Annotated in this window: 19 protein-coding genes; 5 read left to right on the forward strand and 14 right to left on the reverse strand. The window is 68.2% G+C overall.

Going from position 1 to position 22,666, the window contains the following annotated elements; translation table 11 throughout:
• Positions 1 to 12: 12 nt before the first annotated feature.
• Positions 13 to 1,122, forward strand: coding sequence for a macrolide family glycosyltransferase (locus GC106_RS41640; RefSeq protein WP_173141708.1), 1,110 nt, complete (start codon positions 13 to 15; stop codon positions 1,120 to 1,122).
• Here the strand turns inward: GC106_RS41640 and guaB are convergent.
• The 10 genes from guaB to GC106_RS41690 all read right to left on the reverse strand — a co-directional run bounded on the left by guaB (position 1,107) and on the right by GC106_RS41690 (position 12,992).
• A complete protein-coding gene (guaB, locus tag GC106_RS41645; RefSeq protein ID WP_173141709.1) occupies positions 1,107 to 2,612 on the reverse strand; it encodes an IMP dehydrogenase in 1,506 nt (501 codons plus the stop codon). The genes GC106_RS41640 and guaB overlap by 16 nt on opposite strands.
• A gap of 70 nt (positions 2,613 to 2,682) precedes the next feature.
• Positions 2,683 to 6,123 (reverse strand): TM0106 family RecB-like putative nuclease, encoded by a 3,441-nt coding sequence (locus GC106_RS41650; RefSeq protein ID WP_173141748.1) that lies wholly within the window; start codon positions 6,121 to 6,123, stop codon positions 2,683 to 2,685.
• A 140-nt stretch (positions 6,124 to 6,263) separates the two neighbouring features.
• On the reverse strand, positions 6,264 to 7,010 hold the full coding sequence (locus GC106_RS41655) for a hypothetical protein (protein ID WP_173141710.1): 747 nt from the start codon (positions 7,008 to 7,010) through the stop codon (positions 6,264 to 6,266).
• Positions 7,007 to 7,504 (reverse strand): YbaB/EbfC family nucleoid-associated protein, encoded by a 498-nt coding sequence (locus GC106_RS41660; protein WP_173141711.1) that lies wholly within the window; start codon positions 7,502 to 7,504, stop codon positions 7,007 to 7,009. Before GC106_RS41660 ends, GC106_RS41655 begins: the two co-directional genes overlap by 4 nt.
• On the reverse strand, positions 7,504 to 8,013 hold the full coding sequence (locus GC106_RS41665) for a hypothetical protein (protein WP_173141712.1): 510 nt from the start codon (positions 8,011 to 8,013) through the stop codon (positions 7,504 to 7,506). Before GC106_RS41665 ends, GC106_RS41660 begins: the two co-directional genes overlap by 1 nt.
• A gap of 20 nt (positions 8,014 to 8,033) precedes the next feature.
• A complete protein-coding gene (locus GC106_RS41670) occupies positions 8,034 to 9,407 on the reverse strand; it encodes a putative T7SS-secreted protein (protein ID WP_173141713.1) in 1,374 nt (457 codons plus the stop codon).
• Positions 9,407 to 9,814: a hypothetical protein gene (locus GC106_RS41675; protein WP_173141714.1), complete on the reverse strand. Its 408-nt coding sequence runs from the start codon at positions 9,812 to 9,814 to the stop codon at positions 9,407 to 9,409. The genes GC106_RS41670 and GC106_RS41675 overlap by 1 nt, the downstream gene beginning before the upstream one ends.
• A 272-nt stretch (positions 9,815 to 10,086) precedes the next feature.
• Positions 10,087 to 10,239, reverse strand: coding sequence for a hypothetical protein (locus GC106_RS41680; protein ID WP_173141715.1), 153 nt, complete (start codon positions 10,237 to 10,239; stop codon positions 10,087 to 10,089).
• Positions 10,240 to 10,409: 170 nt separating this feature from the next.
• Complete coding sequence (locus GC106_RS41685; RefSeq protein WP_173141716.1) at positions 10,410 to 11,603, reverse strand: bifunctional alpha/beta hydrolase/OsmC family protein; 1,194 nt, start codon at positions 11,601 to 11,603, stop codon at positions 10,410 to 10,412.
• A gap of 21 nt (positions 11,604 to 11,624) precedes the next feature.
• Positions 11,625 to 12,992, reverse strand: a complete 1,368-nt coding sequence (locus GC106_RS41690) for an FAD/NAD(P)-binding protein (protein ID WP_246368027.1) — start codon at positions 12,990 to 12,992, stop codon at positions 11,625 to 11,627.
• A 58-nt stretch (positions 12,993 to 13,050) separates the two neighbouring features.
• Here GC106_RS41690 and GC106_RS41695 point away from each other — a divergent pair, with 58 nt between their 5' ends.
• Positions 13,051 to 14,040, forward strand: a complete 990-nt coding sequence (locus tag GC106_RS41695; RefSeq protein ID WP_312873308.1) for a helix-turn-helix transcriptional regulator — start codon at positions 13,051 to 13,053, stop codon at positions 14,038 to 14,040.
• Here the strand turns inward: GC106_RS41695 and GC106_RS41700 are convergent, their stop codons facing one another.
• Positions 14,041 to 14,910 carry an alpha/beta fold hydrolase gene (locus GC106_RS41700; RefSeq protein WP_173141718.1) on the reverse strand — a complete coding sequence of 290 codons (870 nt, stop codon included), beginning with the start codon at positions 14,908 to 14,910 and terminating at the stop codon, positions 14,041 to 14,043.
• A 266-nt stretch (positions 14,911 to 15,176) separates the two neighbouring features.
• Here GC106_RS41700 and GC106_RS41705 point away from each other — a divergent pair, with 266 nt between their 5' ends.
• Both GC106_RS41705 and GC106_RS41710 read left to right on the forward strand, forming a co-directional pair.
• Entirely contained in the window at positions 15,177 to 16,616 is a 1,440-nt protein-coding gene (locus GC106_RS41705; RefSeq protein WP_173141719.1) for a hypothetical protein, read from the forward strand.
• On the forward strand, positions 16,613 to 16,990 hold the full coding sequence (locus tag GC106_RS41710; protein ID WP_173141720.1) for a hypothetical protein: 378 nt from the start codon (positions 16,613 to 16,615) through the stop codon (positions 16,988 to 16,990). Before GC106_RS41705 ends, GC106_RS41710 begins: the two co-directional genes overlap by 4 nt.
• 143 nt (positions 16,991 to 17,133) lie before the next feature.
• Here GC106_RS41710 and GC106_RS41715 read toward each other — a convergent pair whose 3' ends face one another.
• On the reverse strand, positions 17,134 to 17,793 hold the full coding sequence (locus GC106_RS41715) for a toll/interleukin-1 receptor domain-containing protein (protein ID WP_173141721.1): 660 nt from the start codon (positions 17,791 to 17,793) through the stop codon (positions 17,134 to 17,136).
• Between the two features lie 13 nt (positions 17,794 to 17,806).
• Positions 17,807 to 18,475 (reverse strand): Crp/Fnr family transcriptional regulator, encoded by a 669-nt coding sequence (locus GC106_RS41720; RefSeq protein ID WP_173141722.1) that lies wholly within the window; start codon positions 18,473 to 18,475, stop codon positions 17,807 to 17,809.
• 295 nt (positions 18,476 to 18,770) lie between these two features.
• Here GC106_RS41720 and GC106_RS41725 point away from each other — a divergent pair, with 295 nt between their 5' ends.
• Positions 18,771 to 21,545 carry a tetratricopeptide repeat protein gene (locus GC106_RS41725; protein WP_173141723.1) on the forward strand — a complete coding sequence of 925 codons (2,775 nt, stop codon included), beginning with the start codon at positions 18,771 to 18,773 and terminating at the stop codon, positions 21,543 to 21,545.
• Here the strand turns inward: GC106_RS41725 and GC106_RS41730 are convergent.
• Positions 21,517 to 22,527, reverse strand: a complete 1,011-nt coding sequence (locus tag GC106_RS41730) for a hypothetical protein (protein ID WP_173141724.1) — start codon at positions 22,525 to 22,527, stop codon at positions 21,517 to 21,519. The genes GC106_RS41725 and GC106_RS41730 overlap by 29 nt on opposite strands.
• Positions 22,528 to 22,666 lie beyond the last annotated feature (139 nt).

The raw sequence follows: 22,666 nt of genomic DNA on the forward strand, positions 1-22,666 counted from the left end.
TGCTGTGCGGCCATGCGCTTGCTGTTCGTCACGCTGACCGGACAAGGCCACATCACTCCCACCCTTGCGCTGGTCGCGGAGCTCGTCCGGCGAGGTCACCAGGTCGACTACGCCACCGAACACCCCGTCGGCACCGGGACGGCCTGGGTCGAGCTACCGCCGCTCCAGCCGCACGTCCCCCTGACCGCCAACCCGCTGGCCGGGTGGTTGCGGCACTACTTCCACGCGTTGCGCGCGACCTATCCGGTGCTGCTTGAGCACTGCACGCGTGAACGGCCGGACGGCATCGTCTACGACTCGACGAACTGGCCCGCTCGCCTGGTCGCCGAGAAGCTGGGCATTCCGGCCGTACGGACCATCCCGAACTTCGCGTCCAGCGCGGCCTTCCCGCTGTACGACCAAATGACCGCCGGGGTGGACACCACGGAACTGGAAACCGAGTGCGCCCGGTTCGCCGCGCGGCACGGCGTCCAGTTGGACTTCCAGGGCACGCTGGACGTCCCCGAGCCGCTGAACCTGGTGTTCCTGCCGCGTGATTTCCAGCCGGCGGCCGACAGCTTCGACGACCGCTTCCGATTCATCGGACCCCTGCTCGGCGACCGCGAGCACCGGGAGGAGTGGACACCGCGCGGCAAACCCGTGCTGTTCATCTCACTGGGCACGATCTTCACCGACGTCGCCTTCTACCGGCGCTGCATCGAGGCGTTCGAGGACACCGAGTGGCACGTCGCCATGACGATCGGCGGGACACGGCTCAGTCACGTGCCGGCGAACTTCGACGTCCGGCCTAGGTTTCCCCAGGTCGCGGTGTTGAAACAGGCGAGCGCGTTCATCACCCACGCGGGAATGAACTCGACGATGGAGGCCTTGACGTACGGCGTCCCACTCGTCGCGTCGCCGATGACGCCGGAGCAGAAGGCCAACGCGGACCGCGTGGTGGAGCTTGGGCTGGGGGAGCGCGTGAACCCCGGCGACGACTTGCGTGCCGCTGTCGAGCGGGCCCGCACCAAGGACCTTTCATGGATGCGCGCGGTCATCCGGGACAGTGGTGGCGCGGCGAAGGGCGCCGACGAGATCGAGAACTACCTCGGCGGCGCCCCGGGCGTTCAGCGTGCGTTGTAGTTGGGCGCCTCGACGGTCATCGTGACGTCGTGCGGGTGGCTCTCCTTCAGGCCCGCGGCCGTGATCCGGATCAGCTGTGCGTCCTGCAGCTGCGCGATCGTGTGCGAGCCGGTGTAGCCCATGGCCGCCCGCAGACCGCCGACGAGCTGGTGCACGACGTTCTTCAACGGGCCCCGGTACGGCGTGCGGCCCTCGATGCCCTCGGGCACCAGCTTGTCCTCGGCCAGCACGTCGTCCTGGGAGTACCGGTCCTTGGAGTACGACTTCGCCTCCCCGCGCGACTGCATGGCGCCCAGCGAGCCCATGCCGCGGTAGGTCTTGTACTGCTGGCCGTTGACCAGGATCAGCTCACCGGGTGACTCGGCGGTGCCCGCGAGCAGGCTGCCGATCATCACCGAGCTCGCGCCCGCGGCGATGGCCTTGGCGATGTCGCCGGAATACTGGATCCCGCCGTCGCCGATCACCGGCACCCCGGCCGGGCGGCACGCCAGCGAGGCCTCGTAGATGGCCGTGATCTGCGGGACGCCGACGCCCGCGACCACCCGGGTGGTGCAGATCGAGCCGGGGCCCACGCCGACCTTCACGCCGTCCGCACCCGCGTCGACCAGGGCCTGGGCGCCCGCGCGGGTGGCGACGTTGCCGCCGACGATGTCGACCGTGTCGCCCAGTTCCTTCTTCAGCCGGGCGACCGTCTCGGTCACGTTGCGCTGATGCCCGTGCGCGGTGTCGACCATGATCACGTCGACGCCCGCGTCCGCGAGCGCCATCGCGCGCTTGACGCCGTCCTCGCCGACCCCGACCGCCGCGCCGCACAGCAGCCGGCCGTCCGGGTCCTTGGTGGCCAGCGGGTACTGCTCGGTCTTGACGAAGTCCTTCACCGTGATCAGGCCGCGCAGCTTGCCGTCCGCGTCGATGATCGGCAGCTTCTCCACCTTGTGGCGGCGCAGCAGGCCCAGCGCGGCCTCGGCGGAGACGCCGACCTGGGCGGTGACCAAGGGACCCTGCGTCATCACCTCGCGCACCGGGCGGGTGTGGTCCACCTCGAAGCGCATGTCACGGTTGGTGATGATGCCGACCAGCTTGCCGTTCTCGTCGGTGACCGGCAGCCCGGAGATGCGGTAGCGGGCGCACATCGCGTCCACCTCGGCCAGGGTGGCGTCCGGTGAGCACGTCACCGGGTCCGTGACCATGCCCGCTTCCGAGCGTTTCACCGTTTCGGCCTGCCTGGCCTGGTCTTCGATGGACAGGTTGCGCTGGAGGATGCCGATGCCGCCCTGGCGGGCCATGGCGATCGCCATCCGTGCCTCGGTCACCGTGTCCATCGCCGCGGACAGCAGCGGGACACGCAGTCGGATGTTGCGCGAGACCAGGGTGCTGGTGTCCACCCCGCTCGGCACGACGTCGGATTCGGCGGGCAGTAGCAGAACGTCGTCGAAGGTGAGCCCAAGCGTGGTGAACTTGGCCGGCGCAGCGTCGAAATCGCTGGTCATGGAGCTATGACGCCTTTCTCAGGACGGTGACTCCCATCTTATCCGCCACACAGAGCGACTTCGGGGGGTGTCAGGGCGGCCAGTGGGCCGCGCCACGCCGCAAACCGATCATTCCGGACACCAGCCGCATCCCCTCGATGTCCCGGATGTCCGCCTGCACCAGCTTGGGTGAGCAAATCAGCACCGCCAGGGCCTGCGCACGGGACAAAGCGACGTTCAGCCGGTTGCGGGAGAGCAGAAAGTCCAGGCCTCTCGGCACGTCGACCGCGGCGGACGAGGTCATTGTGACAAGCACCACCGGCGCCTCCTGGCCCTGGAACCTGTCCACGGTCCCGGCCCGGGTCTCGGTGAACCCGGCGTCGTCCAACGCCCGGCGGACCACCCTGACCTGGAGGTTGTACGGCGCCACCACGAGGATGTCCGCGTCGGTCAGCGGCCGGCTGTGCGCACCGTCGACCCACGTCCGGCCGACGAGCGTCCGGACCGCCTCGACCACGGCCTCGGCTTCCTCGGGCGAGCTGGTGATGTTGTGGCTGTGGTCGACGTAGTGCGCGTACAGGCCGGGTTCGATGCCCTCGACGCGCCTGCCTTCGGCGGTCGGGTGCGCGTGCAGCAGTCCCGCGTACGACAGCCGCGACACCGGCTCGCACACGCCAGGGTGCATGCGCCGGGTCTGGTCCATGAAGTAGCCGAGGTGCGGCGGGATCACGTCGGCCTCGCCGAGAAGGTGCCCCAACGCGGACGCGTCCGCGCCCGCCGGGTGCGTGCCCTGCACGACCTGCGGCAACTGTTGCGGGTCGCCGAGCAGCACGAGGTTACGGGTGCACGTCGACACGGCGAGCGCGTCGGCCAACGCGAACTGGCCGGCCTCGTCGATGATCAACACGTCGAACCGGTTCTCCCGCATGGCCGCGTTCGAGAACGTCCACGCGGTGCCGCCGACCAGGTACCCGCCGCCCTGGTCGGCACGCCAGCGCACGAGCGACGGGTTGTCCTTCGGCTGATCCCACTCGCAGTCCTTGGCGGGCACGCCTTTCGCGCGTTTCGCGCACGGGATGGGCACACCGAGATCACGTCCCGCCGCCAGGGCGGAGCTGAGCACGTTCTCCACGGCCTTGTGGCTGTTGGACGTGACCGCGACGGACTTGCCCTTGCCGATCAGGTGCGCGATCAACCGGCCCGCGAGGTACGTCTTGCCGGCTCCGGGCGGGCCCTGTACGGCCAGCGTCGAGCCGTCCAGCGCGTCCACGGCGGAGATGACCGTGGCGACAAGGTCTTCGCCTTGCGGCAGGTCACCGCGGATGGTCTGCGGCGGCAGCCTGCGCAGCAGGTCGATTCCGGGATGCGCGGGCAGCATCGGCAGGATCTCGACCACGCCTTCGGCGAGCGCGTACACCGCCTCGTCCTTCGGCGTCGGTTTCACCGGATCGCCTGGCAGCACCGCGATCGGCACGTCGCCCGAGGTCTCGTCCGGTTTGGCGCTCTCCTCCAAGATGATCGACTCGGCGGTCTCCTCGAGGACCTCGGCATTGCGGGTCCAGTTGACCGGCGTCCCGGCGTACAGCACACGGACCTGCTCACCTGGGGCGAACGGGTGCGGCCGGTCGGGATCGCACTGGGCGTGCAGGAGGCGTTTCGCGTTGCGTACCCGGCCTTTGGGCTCCGTCCACTCTTCGGCGCGCACGGAGACCGGGACCGTACAGGCGGTGTCGGACTCCAGGTCGGACAGTGGCGCGCCGACCTGACGGAAGAAGTCCCACCACGCCGGGTTGGTCTCGCGCCGGTGATACCCGACCGCGGCCGCGAGCAAGGCGCGTGCCTGCTCGTCTTCCGTTGCCTGCGCCGGATCCTCGGGCAGGCCGGCCAGCAACGGATCGACCACGGCGGCGATCCTGGCCGCGCGTTCGGCCCGGCGTTCGGCGGCCTCGGCCTCCGCGGTCTCGTTGATCAGGACGTCCAGTTCGGACTCCTGCGGCTGGTGCGGCTCGATCCCGGCCTCGGCGCGCACCTGCAACAGGAAGCGGTACAACCGGTGCGTGGACACGCAGTCGTACTCGTTGTAGTCCTTGATGCCGTCCAGCACGGCTTCCGCTTCGGCGAGGTCGTCAGCGGCGAGCAGTGTGAGGTACTCCTCGTACGCCTCGATGCTGGACACGGCGTTGACCACGTCACCGTCCCGCTTGTCCGGCATGTACAGCGGTTCGAGGTACTTGATCGAGTACGACCGCTGCGAGACGCGAAGTCCTTTGCGTACAACGGCATACAGGTCGACCAGCGCGCCCGTCCGCAGCAAGGTGTCCACTGCTTCCTCGCGGGTGCCGTGCAGGGCTGCCAAGCGCTTGAGCGCGTTCACTTCGTAAGGCGCGTAGTGGTAGATGTGCGAGCCCGGATACTTCGTCGTGCGGTCGAGTGCGAAGTCGACGAAGTCCTCGAACGCACGCTTCTCCTGGGCCCGGCTGTGCGCCCAGAACGGCCGGAACTCCTCTCGGCCGTCGGTGACGGTGACCGCGCCGAACAGGTACTCCAGCCCTTGGCCCGCCAGGGCGAACGGGTCGCCCTCCATGTCGAAGAACACGTCACCGGGACCCGGCTCCGGCAACGTGGCCAGCACTTCGGCGGACAGCACCTCGAAGGCCACCTTGCCGACCGGGTCGTCCGGGGTGCGGGACGCGTCCTGGATGACCTGGATGGCGGCCTGCGAGCGCAGCCCGGTGAACGTGGCCGCCGACATGGTCGACGGCCGGTCCATCGCGGTCGCGTTGGCCAGGTCGTCGATCGTCGTCATGCCCGCGGCGACGAGCTTGCGCCGCTGGTCGGCACGGATGTTGGCGACCAACGACAGGTCACGGTCGTTCTCCCGGCCGCTCGCGCAGTGCTTGCCGAACTTGCAGGTGGCGCACGCCGCACGTTCGTCCGCCCACAACCGCACGGGCAACGCGGCCGGTTTGGCCAGCCGTTCCGCCAGCCGTGTCCGTAGGTCTTCCACCAACGGCAGGAAGTCGTGGACACGGTAGGTGTGGGTGGTGCCGTCGCCCAGGATCAGGTGCATGTCCGGACCCGCGGGATATCCGGCGTCCCGCAGGGCCGCTGCGTACGTGGTGAGCTGCAGGACAGCCGACGGCTTGGGATGCCGGGTGAGTTTCGTGTCGTGCGGCTCGTAACCGCCGTTGGAGTCCCTGATCAGGAAGTCCGCGCGGCCGTAGAACCGGCCGTCGTAGAACACGGCCTGGTAGATCACGGGCGCGCCGGACTCGACCGCGCGCCGCGTCTGCTCGGCGGCCTGCGTCAGCGCCTCGGGCTGCGGCGCGGGCAAATTGATCCTGACGACCTCGTGGCGCGCCGCCAGCCGTTCGAGAACCGCCTGCTCGTGCGCGATGCCGTGCTTGGCGACCAGCAGGTTCTGCGGTTCCTCCAAGTGCGGGGCGCCGTCGAGCCGCATCGCCAACGCGTGGTCGAGAACGCTGCGGTGCTCACATTCCAGCAGGTCGACAAGATCACCAGGGGAGATCACCAGACCGGCCGGAGTGACAAGCACCGACGCAGTATTACGCCATCAGTGGCCGAAACCCGGGACCGTCAACGGGCGTGTCCACCACTCCCGGCGCTGGCCCCCTCGTGAGCGTTTATCCGTGTTCTAACCCTGATAAACACTCACGAGGACGCCCAGACCTGCGGCGGGATCCGGTCGAGGATGTCGCAGCGCAGGTCGAGCGCGGCCAGCAGCGGCCCGGGGTCGCGGTGATCGTTGACCACGTCCCGGACCACCTCCAGTTGCCCGCCGCGCATCCAGAAGCCGTCGAACGGACGCGGGTCGGTCAGCAGGAAGTCGACCAGCTGCGGGCTGAGCACGGCACGGGCGAAGTCCGCGTTCTCCGCGGTGACCTGGTAGCGGGCGTCGAACTCCCGGTGCCCGATCTTCAGGTCACCGGTGCCGGTCGCCGACCCCACGGCGCTCTGCAGCTTCGGCACGGCCCGGACGTCCAGCGTGGGCCTCGGTGCCGGCGTACGCACCCAGATCGCGTACTCGGGACGTGGCCCGCCCGGCCCACGGGTGTCCATCGGCTTGTCCACCCAGAACCGGGCGGCGAGGAACGGCCTGCCACGGTGCTCGCCCGTGACCACGTCGTGCGCCTCCAAAGCCTTGGGGGACGCGGCGAAGCCGACGATCGGCTCGGACAGCTTGGGGTACCGCTCGACGTCGTCGTAGACCTGCGTGTACTGGTCCGCGCGTTCCTCGTACCGCCAGCCCAGCCGGGGCGCTTCCGCCCGCAGCCTGCCGAGGACGTCCTGCTCGGCCTCGGCGTTGGACCTGTTCAGCCAGATGATCATCCATGTGAGCCCGCCACCGACCACGATCAGGCCACCGACCACGATCGCGATGATCGCCACCGGGCTCAACGGCGCATTCCCTGGTAGATGTCGAAACCGTCCTCGTAGTCGTCGTACGTCGTGGCAGGCTGCCCCGGGACCGGAACGGGTGCCGCGCGCCGCAGCGAATGGGCGCCGGGGTCAGGCGTCGGGGCGTCGCCGAACACCTTCTCCTCCTCCGCCAGCACCCGGTCGAGCAGCTCGGTGCTGCCCAGCCCGCGCCGCACCACCTCGGCCTGCGCCCGGGCGGCCTCCGCCTGGGCCCTGGCGATGGTGTGCATCACCGTCTTGGACAGCAGTGCCGGATCGGTCGTGCGGGTCGCGTCGCTGAACGTGATCGACTTGACCGAACCGCCCGCCCCGGCCACGACGGTCACCATACCGTCGGGGGACGTCGCGGTGCCGTCGACCGCCTTGAGCTCCTCGGTCATCTGCCGGTACGACTCGGCGCGCAGCCGGTTGTCCGCCGCGGCCTGGTCGATCGCCTCGATCCGGCTGGCCAGCCGCTGCGACCACTCGGTCATCACAAGCCCCCGTTGGTGTTCAGAGCCGCTTGATCCGGCTTCACGGTGGTGAGGAACTGCTGGAAGTCGGTGATCACGCGCTCGAACTCGTCGGCCTCCGCCGACAGCACGATGTGCAGCACGGCCTGCCGCCGCGGATCCCGCACGTCCTCCATGCCGATGTAGACCTGCAGCTGCGCCACGTCGACGGGGCGGCCCCGGACGTTGATCAGCATCCGCACGGCCTGGGTCAGCCCGGGGTTCTGCTCGGTGCCGTACTCGCCGCGGTTGCCGATCTTGATCTGGCCGACCTCGTTGCGCAGCCGGGCGATCGCCTCGTCGGCGATCTGGCCGAGCGGCACGTCCGGCCGGATCTCCCCGGAGATGGTGATGTTCGAGACGAACCCGTTGACCGCGGGCGGTTTCAACGCGACGAACGCGACGTGCGGCGAACCGACCTCGTCCGGCGGGGCCGCCCGCCAGCCCTCCGGCAGCGAGAACTCGATCGGCACCGGAATAGTCGTTGCCATCCTTCAGATCTCCATCCGCTTCACAGCCCGAAGAAGTCCTTGACGCCCTTCGCGGCGTCACTGACCGTGTTGTCGATGGCCTTGCCCGCGCTGCTGATGCCGTCGCCGACCGCACCGGCCACATCGGACACCGTGTCGACGACCTTGCCCGGGTCGACGGAGAAGTCGAAGCCGACCTTGCCGCCGTAGCCCAGACCGATGCCGAACGAGCCACCGACGTGGAACTTACCGTCGTCGCCCATGCCCAGCTGCGCGTCGGCCTCGATACCGGCACCGGCCCACGCCTCACCGCGGACACCGGCGCCGATCCCGCCGACCTCGGCGCCGACCTCGCCTTCGGCCCGGGCACCGGCGAAGGCGCCGACGCTGGCCTCCGCGCCGCCCCAGCCGATGTTGGCCTCGGCCTCGGCCCGGGCGCCGACGAAGACCTCACCCTTGCCGGAGACGCTGGCGTGCTCGCCGAAGTCCAGCTTGCCCTCCGCGCCTGCCTTGGCCAGGTACGCCTCGGCGTGCGCGCCCGCGGTCAGGCCGTCGGGGCCCCATCCCGCCTTGGCCTGCGCCTCGGCGCCGAGCACGTCGAGGCTGGCCTTGCCCTCGCCCTTGACCCAGCCGGAGTCGAACTTGCCCTTGCCCTCCCAGCCCCAGACCTTGGCCTCGGCCTTGCCGGAGTCCCACTTGCCCTTGGGGATCTCGATGCCGAGCGCCTTGAGCGCGCCCTGCATGATGCCGCCGAACATGTCGCCGAGGTTGCCCTGCGGCTGGCTGCCGAACTCCCGGCCGCGGAAGCGCCCGCCCGGCACCCGCTGCCAGCCGCCGCGGTTGTTGGGGTTGGCGTTCTCCAGGCCGAAGCCGACCTCGCGGCCCTGGTGGGTGTACTTGCCCTCGCCGTCCGGCTGCATGCCGAACATCTGCGCGATCGTGCCGCCCGCGGACGCGAGCTGGTCACGGGCGTTCTGCAGGACGGTCTGTGCGTTGTGGAACGCGTCGGCGGCCGGGTCGAAGAACGGCCCGACGACACCGTTCTGGGCCTGTTCCAGGGCGCTCGCGGCCGCCGCGCGGGACGCCGCCATCGCCTCGGTGTACATCTCGATGGCCTTCTGGGCCTCGCCCTGGGCCCAGGTCAGCATGTCGCCGAAGTCGGCGAGCGCGTCGCCGGCGATGCCCATGTCCTCGACCGCCTGCATCCACTTCGGCGGTTCCTGGCCGAACATCTCCAGGAACGAGGACGCGGCCTGGCCGGTCCACTCGACGACGTCGACCGAGCCGAGGCCCTGGCCGACCGTGGCGACCTGCTTGACGTTCTCCACCAGGGCACGCAGGTCGGTGGAGATCGCCTCGGGCAACCCGGGGATCAGCTCCCGGGGGTCCATGGTCTGTCCGAGTTCGGCGGCCATCAGAACACCATCCGTCCGGGGCCGCCCGCCTCACCGGCGGAGCCGGGGTCGAGGCGTGAGGAGATCGACGGCGCGATGCCGATCGCGCCACCGGTGAGCCCGGTGCCGGAGTCCTCGAACAACTGGCCCACCTTGCCCAGCAGGTCGCCGACCCCGGTCTCGCGCTCCAGATAGGACGTGGCGGCGGTGATCAGGCCCTCGCCGTGACCGTCCGCCTTGGACCGCAGATCGTCGATCTGCTTCTTCATGTCCTCGATGAAGACCGACCAGCCCTGCTGGACGCCGGGGTGGCCGTAATCACCACTCGGCGGCTGCCAGACGGCGCTCGCGACCTTGCCGACAACGTCCCCGATCTTGCTCGCGGCATTCCGCAGTTCGTCGGGAACGGTTCCAAACCCGTTGGGCATGACGCCCCTCACCCCAGTCGTGTCCAGTGCCCGTGCGTTGGCTCCGACGCAGACCGCCTGCCCGCGGTTCCATCGAAGTTTCCGCCCGTAACGGGTGCTGTTCTACCAGACTGCGCTGCGTGGTGAAGGGCCCACCAGCGGGCCCACAACCGCCAAATGGCGGCTGACCTGCTGGTTTCATTGGAGGATGAAGCAACTGTGTCGGTGTTGTCGGACCTTTCCGGTTGACGGGAGATCAGGGGCTGCCTGCCGGCGGGGTTTTGTCGTCCGGGTCAGCCGCTGAGCTCGTCCTCGTCGCGTTCGAACGGCTCGACGTCGCGTGCCTCGTCCGCCCTGGTCGGACGGTTGGCGCGGAGCGCGCCCTCGATCTCTTCCTTCATCTCGTCGTCGACGAGTGGACTGTGCTTGTCGCTCTCCCTGTTCATGGCAGTGGCGTACCCACCGAATCCGGGCCGAATCAGCGTGATCCCCCGGGCTTGGTGGCCTGATCGCGGACCTGCGACGGCAGAGCTGGTCAAAACGTGAGCTGTCACGGCCTGGGCCTGTACAGTCCGCATAGGTCGCTCCAGGTCGAGCAGTACCTCGCGCCTGGGCCTCAGTCGGTGGTCCTGATGTCGATTTCGGAGTGCAGCGTGCGGTGCACCGGGCACTTGTCGGCGATCTCCAGCAGGCGTTGCCGTTGCCGGCCGGTCAGATCGCCCACGAGGTGGATCGTGCGGTCGATCCGGTCGAGCATGCCGGTCCTGGTCTCGCAGCCGGCACAGTCCTCGGCGTGAATCCGTGAGTGGTGCAAGTGGACCGAAACGTGCTTGAGCGGTAACTGCTTGCGTTCAGCGTACATCCGTATCGTCATCGAGGTGCACGCGCCGAGCGCGGCCAGGAGCAAGTCGTACGGCGTCGGCCCGCTGTCGTTGCCGACCGGCACAGGCTCGTCGGCGACGAAGACGTGTTCACCCACAGTGACACGCTGCTCGAGCGGACCGTCGCCGTTCTCCGACACCACCACCGTGCCCTCGGTCGGCTCGTCGGTCTTCACAGCGTAGCGGGTCACCCACGCCCCGAGCATGTGCGCGACGTAGTCGGCGTCCTCGCGTCTGGTGAGCAGGTGATTGGCACCGTCCAGGGCGACGAACGATTTCGGGTGCCGCGCCGCCTCGAAGATCCGCCTCGCGTTGGTGATATCGACGTATTCGTCCGTCGGCGAATGCATGACGAGCAGCGCGGCGTCGAGCTCGCTGATCCGCTCGGCCTGCGGCTGCTCGGCGATGTCGTCGAGGAACTGCTTGCGGATGCAGAAGGTCCGCCCCGCCAGCACCACGTCGGCCTGGCCCGTCCGCTCGATCTCGGCCGGGCTCTCGCCGAGCAGATGCCGGACGTGCGCCGGGTCGGCGGGCGCGCCGATGGTCGCCACCGCCCGCACCTCCGGCACCAGACGCGCGGCGGCGAGCACCGCGGCGCCGCCCAAGGAATGTCCGATCAGGACAGTGGGAGCGCCGGAGCCGGTCCGCAGATGGTCCGCGGCGAGCACCAGATCCTGGACGTTGGACGTGAAGGTGGTGTTGCCGAAGTCCCCGCCGGACCCGCCAAGCCCGGTGAAGTCGAAGCGCAGAACGGCAATCCCGTACTCGGTGAGCGCCCGCGAGATCCGCGTCGCCGCCACCACGTCCTTGCCGCACGTGAAGCAGTGCGCGAACAAGGCGTACGTCCGGATATCGCCTTCCGGCAGTTCCAGCCGCGCCGCCAGCGTCTCCCCGTGCGACCCGGTGAACTCGACCTTCTTGCTCCGCATCCCCCAGCCCTTCGCCAATGGTCACCCAGTATGCCTGACCTGTCCACAGATCTTCGCCACCGCGGCGCTGGCGCTGGCGGCGACCGTCGGCACGCTCGGGACGACAAAAGTCGTGTCGGCCGGATCACTGCCGAGCACGTGCACTGGTCCAGTCGCCCCGGAGTCCGGGTTCACGGCGTTCAGCACGACGTCCGCGGTCAACTCGCCGGACCCGCTGATGTGGAATCCCCTGCTGGTGGCCTCGATCCCGGGAATCCCGGCGAGCAGCCGCAGCTGCCCGGAGTCGAGCAGCCGCAGGACGATCTCGGCGTTGACGGGGACCATGGGGGAGGCCAGGCTGGTGATGGCCCGGAAGTGGCCGGTGCGCAGCATGTCGCGGTCGGCGTCGGGAAGCCGTCGCCAGGCCGCCGGTCCGAGGGTATGGATACCGACCGCCAGCATCCGGCGGCCGAGGTAGTCGGAGTCCACCTCGGACAGTTGCCGCCGAAGCCGCTCGACAGGATCTTCGGTCCGGGTGATCTCGCCGGCCAGCGGTGCGAGGTCCTGTCCATGCGTCGCCAGTTCAGCCCGCAGCAACGAGGCCAGGCCGTCGAACGTTCCCGGCAAGTTCTCCGCGATGAGGTGCTGGAATTCGAGTTTGACCGGCGTCTGTTGCACGGAAGGCAGCACGCCGTTGCGGGACAACAACGTGATCGGTCCACTGTGCCCTGTGGCCGCCAGTGCGACCGCGATGTCGACCGCGGTCAACCCACTACCGATCACGACGACATGACTGTCGGTGGGAACACCGTCCAAGGTCCGCGCGAGCGGATACGGCTCGAGCACGAAACCTTCGCGCCCGGAAAGCCCATAGTGGTCGGAAGGCGTTCCGCCGCCCACGCACACCAGAACGTGGTCCATCGTGGTCTGTAGTGCCGAGTAGTCAGTCACCCGGTCGTTGACGACCTTGACCTCAGTACCTCGTTCCCGCAGCCGCCTGATCGCAGTCAGGGCCGTAGCTTCCAGATACTCGCCATACACGGCACGCGGCACAATCGGCACTCCCAAGGATGTGTCGAGATACCCTTCGCGGTCTGCCAACCACCGCCAGTAATGCTCCCGATCACCGTGGCGGATCGACATGAGGGCTGGCGGCGCGTTCACGCGCACCGCCTCCAGGTCCGGCTGGTATGCACGCCCACGCCACATCCACGGCGAGCTCTCGAACACGGTGATGCCACTTGGTGTTGGCTCGGCCAGGGACAAGGCGTCGAGCACACTCACGCCTGCCGCCCCGGCTCCGATGATCCCGATCCGCATGCCGGAAAGGTTCACCCGCGCCGGCGGCCGGTTCCATCCCCCGTTCTCGGGGTTGTCGACCGTGGTGTCGAAGACGAAGATCGAGGTCATGAGGGCACCGGACGCGCTTACACTGTTCGCCCAAGCATCCGCGGGATTACGCCGTCAGGTGCCGTTCGACGCAGCGATCTGGCAGGCCACCGACCCGGCCACCGGACTGGTCACCGCGCCGATGCGCGCCGAGAACCTCGGTGAGGACGGCTGTGCGACCTACTGGGACTGCGAGTTGCTGACGGAGAAGGTGAACCTGTTCCGTGACCTCGCCCGTGCTGAGGTCCCAGTCGCCGCACTCCGTGAAAGCACAGCTGACGCACCGGAACACAGCACCACATACCGCCAGTTCCTCCGGCCACGCGGCTTGGACGATGAACTACGAGCCGTGTTGCGTGTCGACGGCCAGTGGTGGGGCCAGGTCAGCCTTTTCCGTGCCCGAGGACGGAAACGCTTCAGCCGTAAGGAGATCACCACCGTCGCGGACCTCACGTCGCCCCTCGCCGAGAGTCTCCGGTCGTTCGCCTTGCCTGCACCGGGACCGGCCTGCCCCGCTCGCGGTCCCGGCCTGCTCCTCTTCGACGCCACCGGCACGTTGCTGTCGATCAACGACGAGGCCCGCGAGTTCCTGGAAGCCATGCCGCCAGGTCCGTCATCCCCGGCCCAGCTGGGCATCCATGTCCCAGCATGGATCCACAGCACCGCAGCCAACGCCCTGATTGAAGACGGCACACGCATCCGTGCCCGCGACCGCGCAGGCCGTTGGCTGGTGTTCCACGCTTCCTGCCTGCGGGACGCGAACGGAACGCCCGCCCAGACAGTGGTCGTGATCGAACCCGCGAAGGCCACCGAGGTTGCCTCACTGCTGACGGCGGCGTACGGCCTGACAGACCGCGAGGTGGAGATCACGCAGCTCATCGCCCGCGGCCTGTCCACCGCCCAACTCGCCAGCAGCTTGCACCTCTCGCAGCACACCGTCCGTGACCACGTGAAGGCGATCTTCGCCAAGACGAGCGTCAGCAGCCGTGGCGAACTCGTCGCCAAGCTCTACACCGAGCACTACAGGACACTGAACCCGGACGCCCGTCTGCGAGTCTGGCACGAATAGTCAGGTGTTGATCCAGTCCAGGACGATCCTGGCGACCTCGGCCGGCTGGTCCAGCTGCATGAAGTGCCCCGCTCCGGGAATGATCCGCACGGACGAGCCAGGCGCAAGCCCGGCCTCGGCATCAGCGAAGTACTCCGGCGGAATGCACCCGTCGTCCTCACCGGCAAGGACAAGCAGCGGAATGTCCGCGGGCACCTCACTGCGCGCGGCCAGTGGCCCCAACTCCGGATCGTGCAGCGCCCGGTCGAAGTTCCCCCGGTAGATCCGCAACGCGTTGCGAAGCAGCCGAGGATCGCCGTACACGGCGTGCACCCGCTCCCGGTGCTCGCCGGGGTCAAGCCCAGGCGACCACGTCGACCACAGATAGTCGACCAGGCGCCGATCAGTCTCCAGGACGGCCTCGGCGATGTCCGGCAACTGGAAGAGCCACATGTAGAACAACCTTTGCTGCTGGGCGGGATCGCTCAGCATCGCAGGCAACGTCCTCGGCGGCGGAACCGCCATGGTCACCCCACGCCGCAGCCGCTCGGGCCAGACAGCCGCCAGCCGCCCGACAATCCCGGCACCGATGTCGTGCCCGATCATGTCGACAGGAGCATCCGGCGACAACGCCTCGGCGACCGCGGCGCCGTCCGCCGCGAGCGTGAGCCCGTCCCCATAGGGCATCTGCTCCGCTGTCGCCGGATGATGCCCACGCAGGAACGGCGCCACCACTCGCCGCCCCGCGGCGACCAGATGCTCCGCGAGCGGCCCAAACGTGGCAGGGTGGTCGGGAAAACCATGCCAGCAGACGACAACAGGCCCGTCTCCGGCGACAAGGGCGGGAAAGTCGAGCCGGTCCGTCCGGATCACGATCTCTTCGAAGTCCACGATCGAAATCTAGCGACATTCGGCTGTGGCCGTCGCGGTTCCCGCCGACTCGGCGGCCACCGGTCCCCGGGCCGATGGCCGCCGCCGAGGTCGGCCACCGCGTCCTGAGTGGTCAATTGATGGTCAACCCGGTCATTTTCGTGACTCTGCGAAGTTCTTGGCAGACAGGGCATGGACGATCATGCCAGGTTCTGCGCGGCGGTCACGACAAGACCGCTGTGCCGCGCTGACGGCATGTCGCCATCACGAAGGACAAGAGAGCCACGATGAGTGGACCCCACCACACCCAGTACAACAGCAGTAACGGCGGACCGGTATACGCCAGCCAGGGTATTCAGAACATCTACCTCAGCGAGGTGATCGATCACTTCGAAAAGGGCAGCCGTGCGTTGAAGGGCAAGCTGTACCCGAACGCGGTCGCGGAGTTCGAGGAGGCCGTCACCACGGCCGCGCGGGCCGGGCTCGAGAACGATCCAGCCGCTCAGGCCAAGATCGCGCAGGCGCACTTCTTCGCCGCCTTGGCCCTGCTGGGCGGACGCAACCCCGGTGACCGGGGGCCGGAGGAGATCCAGCGCATCGAACGGCACCTGGAGCAGGTCATGAACTACGCCGATGAGTCGTCGGTGTGTCAGGCCAAGGTGCTGTGGGCGATCGTCAACGAGGACTACTACGCCGCCTACGGCATGCATCCGGTCAAGGAGGAGGCCGCGGACTTCGGGCAGAGCCTCGAGAACCTTTCACCCGGCGACCTCGAACCGTTCGTCACCCACCTCACGCGGGTCACCGGGGCGACGTGGAACTCATTGTGTGACAGGGCAGTCGCCTACGGCATGATGCCGCCGCCCGTGGTGCAGACGGAAGTGCGGCGCGTTGTCGATCCGCATCGGCCCGTGGCTGTGAAGAAGTACTTCACCCACACTCCCCGCCACCGGAGTAGTGCCGGGTACATCGCCGCGTTCGCCGGTGCCGGGGTGCTGATCGTCGCCGGCCTGGCGATGCAGAACTTCGGGACGTTGTTGTTCGTCGTCGGTGGTGGCTGGCTGGCGAAGTGGGGATTCGAGGAACTCGGGCGGTACCGCGAGTACCTGCGCAGGTTCCGTGAGGCTGAGCCGAAACCGAGCGACCGGCAGCTCGACGAGTGGCTGCGGGAGGACATCGCGGTCATATCCCGGCGTGCCGGGGAGCGTGTCCGGCTCAACGCCGAACTGACCGCGCAGGGTGGTGACCTCGTCTACCCGATCCAGGTCGTGGTGGGAATCCCGTCCGGCAACCAGGCGGTCAGTCACCGCCTCCGAGTCCGGCCGGGCGCGGACGGAATGGTCCGTGCGAACACCTACGACGTTCTGATCATGTTCCTGACGAACAACCTGATCAGCATCTACCGCTGCATTCTCGACAACCACACGGGCGAGGCGGTGTACGAGGAGAACACCGAGTATCACTACCGGGACATCGTCGGCGTCTCGTCCCAGTCCATCCCGATCCCCGAGGTGCTGGCGGATCTGCTCGCGGAGATCGACGAGAACTACAAGAACGTGCCGCTGGCCCAGACGTTCCGGCTGTCGATCACCAGCGGTGAGTCGCTGTCGGTGGCGACCGGCTTCCGCCGTCCGGAAGACGGCCTGACCGGCGACATCGCCTGGGGCAACAACGCCAGGTCGCTGGACGTCATCAAGAAGATGATCAGAGCGAGGCACACGGCATGACGAACCCGATGCGTGCGGCCGCGCAAGCTATCGCCGGTGAACTCGAATCCGGCGCGTGGCACGCGATTCAAGCGGATGTCGTCCGGTTGTTCCCGGACGTCCCGGCCTTCGGCAGCCAGCTACGGGCCGACGCGGACGTCCTGGCATCCACGGCCGGTGGTGAGCGGCAGCGCCTGATACGCGACGTCGCGGCGGCATGGGAACACAGGCTCGCAATGGTGGTGAGCCGGAATCCCGCGCTGGAGGCCTCGGTCATGAAGCTCGCCGAGCGCGCGGCGCCCCGGACGGCCTTCACCCAGAACAACACCCCGGCGAACGGCGGCATTGTCTTCGCCAACCAGGGCGGACCGCAGAACGTCTACCGAACACCGTGACAGCACTGGTGGCCTTTGTGCCTGACCACAAAGGCCACCAGTGGGTTGACGCGCCACGCCCCGGAACGCCGGCCTTGCCCCACTGTGCCAACGGGACCGTCGCGGACGTTCGATTCCGCTGTCCGACAGGGCCTTCTGTGACTTCAGAGGCAGGAGGGATCCGGATCGTCCGGCCGGTCCGGCCGGACTTCCGGCCGGCGCGAGAAGTGCAGGTCACCAGCCTGCACAGCGAAGACAGTCCCGCCCGCGGAAGCGTTGTTGACCTGTGTGGCTCCGTGGGGCCGTGACGTGGTTGGCGGACGCTCCGGACCGGAGGCGGAACCGGTCGCGGCCGTGACGGGTTGCTGGGTCAGTACTCTGATCAACGAGGCCGCGCCGGCGGTCGTGATGTCCTTGATCTCGTAGTGGTCCGCTGTGCGTGGCTGGAGGAAGAAGGGGATTTCGTCGGCTGTGTGTCCCGGCAGCAGCACCGGGAGGACCCGACGTGTCCAGTGTGGACGGTCCTGTTGGAACATCTCCCGCAGCGCGGTGACTTCCGCCTGGGCTCCACGGTTCTCATCGGCCGCGACGTCGCCGTCGCCCACCTTCTTGTACCGTGCCGAAGCGACTACGACTACGTAGTCCGCCAACGTGATCTGGCGCTGGCCCCAGACGTACCAGTCCTTGCGTTCGTGGGTGTCCCACGCGTCGAGCCGCACGTCGAGTCCGTGCGCCCGCAGGAGGTTGGCCAGGGCGAGCACTTGGTTCTTGTGCTCTTCCGAGTCGTGGGTGTACGTCACGAACACCCGGGTAGGTCGAGCCATGCACAGTCCTCGTTCAGCAGGAATGGTGGTTCGCTGGTTGGGCGATCGAGCGGAGGCGGTCCGGGTCGATCACCCGGCACACCGCCCGGTGGATGTCGATGATCTTCTTGTCCCGGAACTCGTGCAACGCTTTCGCGACCGACACGCGGGAGGCTCCGACGGCTTCGGCGATGTCTGTCTGGGTCAGGTGCACAGCATATCCTGGTCCGGTGCCGGATCGTTCGCCGTATGTGGCGGCGTCGAGCAACCAGCAGGCGGTGCGGGTTCTGACGTCGTATACGCCGGATTCCAGGCGTCGCTGGTCGGATTCGCGCAACCGGCTGATCAGGATGTGGATCAGGTCGGCCGCCACTTCCGGCGTCCGGCCCACCAGTCGCGCGAATTCGGCGCGGCTGACCGAGACCGCCTCACCGTCCGACAGCGCCGTCACCGTAGCGGACCTGCCGTGACCGTCGATCGCGGCGGACTCGCCGAGCAGGTCGCCGGGGCCTCGGATGGCCAGGATGACGCTTTTGCCGCACGGCGCCGTCACGGTGACCTTCACGTGTCCTCTCGTGATCAGCAGGACCGTCGCGGCGGCTTCCGCCTCGCGGAACAGCTTCTCGCCGCTTGACCACGTAAGACGTGTCCCGGCGGCACGTAGCCTCGCCTGCACGTTCGGGATGTCGGGATTTCCGGCCAAGGACGGTGACTCCTCTTCACGACCCGGTGTACTCACCTGAACGGGTGAACAGCGGTGGAGTGTGTGACATGCAAACGATGTGTGGGAATTCGTCCTCACGATTCGTGCGCCGCATGGTCGCTTTTGGCCGGTGAACGGTAGATCGAGTTCATCCGGAACGATTGTCGGACGGCGTTCGTGTGACGAATCCGTGCCGCACGGCAGTGTGTCGTGTATCTGTCAGCTTTCCGGCAGTTGCCTTCCCGGTGTGCCTGGGGGAATCGTGGCAGACGTCTGGCACGCGGGCAGGAGGGTGATGAACGACCCGGCGGTTTTCCTGAGTTACACCTGGACCGACGAGGCGGCAGCCGACCTCGTCGAGCAGGCTCTGCGCGCCAGAGGACTGACTGTGTTGCGCGCGAAGGACATCCGCCTGTTCGACGGGATCACCGAGAAGCTCCGGCGCGAGCTCGGCTCGGCCGCCGTGCTGCTCGCCTTCTACTCCCGGCGGTATTCGATCCGGTACGCCTGCCAGTGGGAGCTCACGAAGGCTTTGCTGGCCGCGCGGCGGATCGGTGACCCGGACGATCGTGTCCTGGTGATCAATCCGGAGCCGGACGATCTGCACATCGCACCGGTCGAACTCGCCGAGGCCGGCTGCCTGCCTTGGCGCGGCGAACCCGACATCGATCGGATGGCCGATGCGGTGGCGGACAGGGTGAGGCGAGCGGACACTCCGTTCGGCGAGGTGACCGGCGACGAGCCACATCGTGGCGTGCCACGGAGGTTCGTGGGGCGGTACCCGGAGATGTGGGCGATCCACAGCAGACTGCTCGGTGGCCGGCCACCGCGGTCCCACTCGGTGGTGGTGATCGAGGCTCCGGCCGGAATGGGCAAGACGACGCTCGCGGAACAGTACGCGTCCGTCTTCCGGGACGCCTACCCTGGCGGTGTGGTGTGGACGAGCCTCGCCGAAGCGGATGGAGTGCCGGCACGATTCGCCGCCGCGGTCAACGAGCTGGCCCGTGAGCGTTTCGGTGTGGACCTGTCGGATATGAACGCACGGCAGGCCAAGGCGACAGTCGCGGGCAGGATCGTCGACGACACGTTGTGGGTCGTCGATGACGTCCCGGACGGACTCGACCGGGACACGCTCGAACAGCTCGTCATTCCGTCGCCAAAGGTGCATACCTTGATGGCTATGCGGACCGTGCCGTCGCAGTGGCCGTGCTCGCAGGTACGGATAACCGGGTTTTCCGTGCGGGAGGCCGAGGAACTGTTCCGGGCGAACTGGACCGTGCTCAGCCGTGACGAACGCCGGGCGATCGGCCGCCTTGTCACCCGCAGCCAGGGGCATCCGCTCACGATCTTGCCGATCGTGGACCGGCTTCGTGACGCTCAAGGCACGGGCGCCGTGGAGCGGATGGCCGACGAGCCGGTGCTGAAGCTGGAAGACGGGCTGACCGGCCTCGTGCGTGCCCGCAGCGCGCACGCCCGTGTGGTGCTGGGTTTCCTGGCCGTGCTGGGCCGGGCGCCGATCAGCGGTGACCTGGTGGCCAGGGGGATTTCGGAAGTACTGGGCGGGCGAACCCCGATTCTGGTCGCCGAGGCGCTGGACGAACTCGACCGGCACCGCCTCATCCAGCGGGCGGCCGGAAACCGGCGACAGGCGTGGCGGCTACACGCACTCGTGGCCGACGCCGTGACCGACGATCTGGATCCCACACTCCTGAGCTCGCTGGCGAGGCACGCGGCGGGAACTCTGCTCGGAAGCCTCGCGAACGCCTCGATGGATCTCTGCGCGCACGCGTTGCGGGTGGCGAAGAACGCGGCGGTTCCGTCGGCCGACAGGCTGGCGCTGATTCGCGGGGTAGTGATGGCGCACGAGGCACGCGGTGACATCGCCGCCGCCCGGGACGCCGGGCATCTCGTGATCAGAGTGGCGGCGGGGGACTGGCAGATCAGTGACGTCGCGACCGCGGCACGGCTGGCGGTCGTCGTCGGCGATGCGCTTGACGCCCTGGGGCATACGGACAAGCTGATCGACCGGGCTCAATGTCGGCGAGACGTCCGGACCGAGTTCAAAGCACGCCAGACCGCGGCCACCGCGTATGACATGCTGGGTGACTACGTCCATGCCGACGCACTGTTCCATCAGCACGACCTCCTCCGCGAGCACGGGGCCGTTCCGGTCTGGCTGTCCGAAGTGGAGCGTCAACAGGCCGAACTGGCCCGGCTGAAGGCGCTGATCCTGCGGGGCGACTACGAGGCCGCGAGGAGAATCGCCGACGGCGTCCTTCCCGCGCTCCGGCTCGCGCACCCGCATGGCGCACACAAGGGACCGTGGCCGTTCGCGACCGTGGAGCTGGCCCGGCTCCAGCTGTTGTCCGGCGAGCTCGCGCACGCCTGCGGCACGGCGAGGAAAGTGCTCGATGTGTTCGGCGCAGCCGGTCTGGTTCGGCATCGGCTGGCCCGTGAGGCCGTCGTGATCCTCACGGAGGCTGAGCTGACCATGGCGTTGACCGAGATGCGCGTCAGGCCGGAGCAGTGGTCGCACGCGACGAAACGACTCCAGGAGGCACTCGACGAATCGACGGAGTGGTACGGCCCGGATGACCCGCTCACGCTGGAGTTGATGGTCTTGCGTGGCCGGACGTTGAGCAGGGACGAAGAGCATCGGAAAGCGGTCGCGGTTCTGGCGGACGCGCACCGGCGGGCGTCCGCGGCGCTGGGCGAGGATCACCCGCTTTCCCTGCGGGCCCGGCAATGGACCGGCCTGGTGACGATGGGCAGTCAGCGGTGGGAGGCGGCCGCGGACCTCTTCGAACGCCTGTTGCCACGCCAGGACGCCGTTCTGGGACGGTGTCACCCCGAGAGCCAGTTCACCCGGTTTCACCTGGGGGCCTGCCTGCTCAGGCGGAACGACCTGAAAAAGGCGAGGCTCCTGCTCGACGAAGCGGTGCCGGTCCTGCACGCCCACCAGGGCCCGCTGCGGCAGTGGACGGTGATCGTGACGGGCGGCGACGCCTGCACCCGTGTGCCGAATCCGTTGCGGAGATTTGTCAACTTCCTGGACAAGAGCGTGGGCTGACGTGGTCCGGGGCGTCGCAACGAGGCCGCCAGCCGATCCCGTACGAGGTCGAGGGAACCAGGTCGCGGAACGTCGCCTGCACCTCACCGGCGCTGTCGGCGTGCAGCGTCTTCCGGTGTGGCACCGGGTCACTCGCTTCGAGGGGCAGCTCGCCGTCGATCAGCCAGACCCGCTCGGGAACCCGGTCGCGGCCGAACCTGATCCGCAGGCGGAACTCGTCGCAGGCGAACCGGGGAGTGCACGCGTAGAACGGCAGCAGCGACGGGACACGGACGCGGAAGAAGAACTCGTGATGATCTCCGATGGCCAGTGGCTTCGGTGGTTTCAGGACGATCTCGACCCGGTTGGAGGACAGCAACCGCGGCGGCGTGGCCATGTCGCCACCGCCCAGCACCGCGATGCCGAGGTCGGAAAGGTCGAGCGGGACCGGCGGGTTCTCGACCGGCGCGATGGTGAGCCAGTGCCGGATCTCGGTCAGGCCGTCGGCGTGGCTGACGATCCTCCGCGTTTCGAACACCTCGATCTCCGGTTGGTCGAGGATGAGGTCCACGCGCAACAGTTCGGTGTGCCACGGGTTGCCGTCCACGGGCTCCACGGCCTTGCCGGCAGGCGGCGACTGGGTCAGGGTCATCTCGGCGATCCGGTAGATGACCCGGTCGGCCCGGCGCTGCATCGTGCGGACCTCGCGGTCGACGACCTTTCCGAGATGTTCGAGCCGGGCCAGGTAGGGCAGATCGCCGGAGCCGCCGAAGCCGAACGCCGTCCGGGCGATCGTGGCGATGGCCTCGGGCAACCGTGAGATCGTGGCCGCCAGCCAGTCCGTGATCTTCTGGCGCACGATTCCGGGTGAATCGCCGTCGGTCACACCGCTCACCTGCCTGACGGCCGGGCCCGCGCGCGCGACAAGATTCGGATCCTCGACTCCCAAACCGGTGCGCAGCACTTTCAAGTCGCCGATGAGATCGTCGATCTTGGCCGGCATGGCGCCACCTTCGTGTCCCGTCATCGATCAGCGAGTCTACCCATCAACTCGGTGCTCCCGGCAGGACCGGCCGGGGGTTTCCGCTGGTTTCCACCCAGGAGGAAACCCCGCAGGATATCCGGGTCCGACCTGTTTCCGC

Origin of the sequence: Kibdelosporangium persicum, from assembly GCF_013280595.1 — a bacterium.
Lineage (GTDB): Bacteria > Actinomycetota > Actinomycetes > Mycobacteriales > Pseudonocardiaceae > Kibdelosporangium > Kibdelosporangium persicum.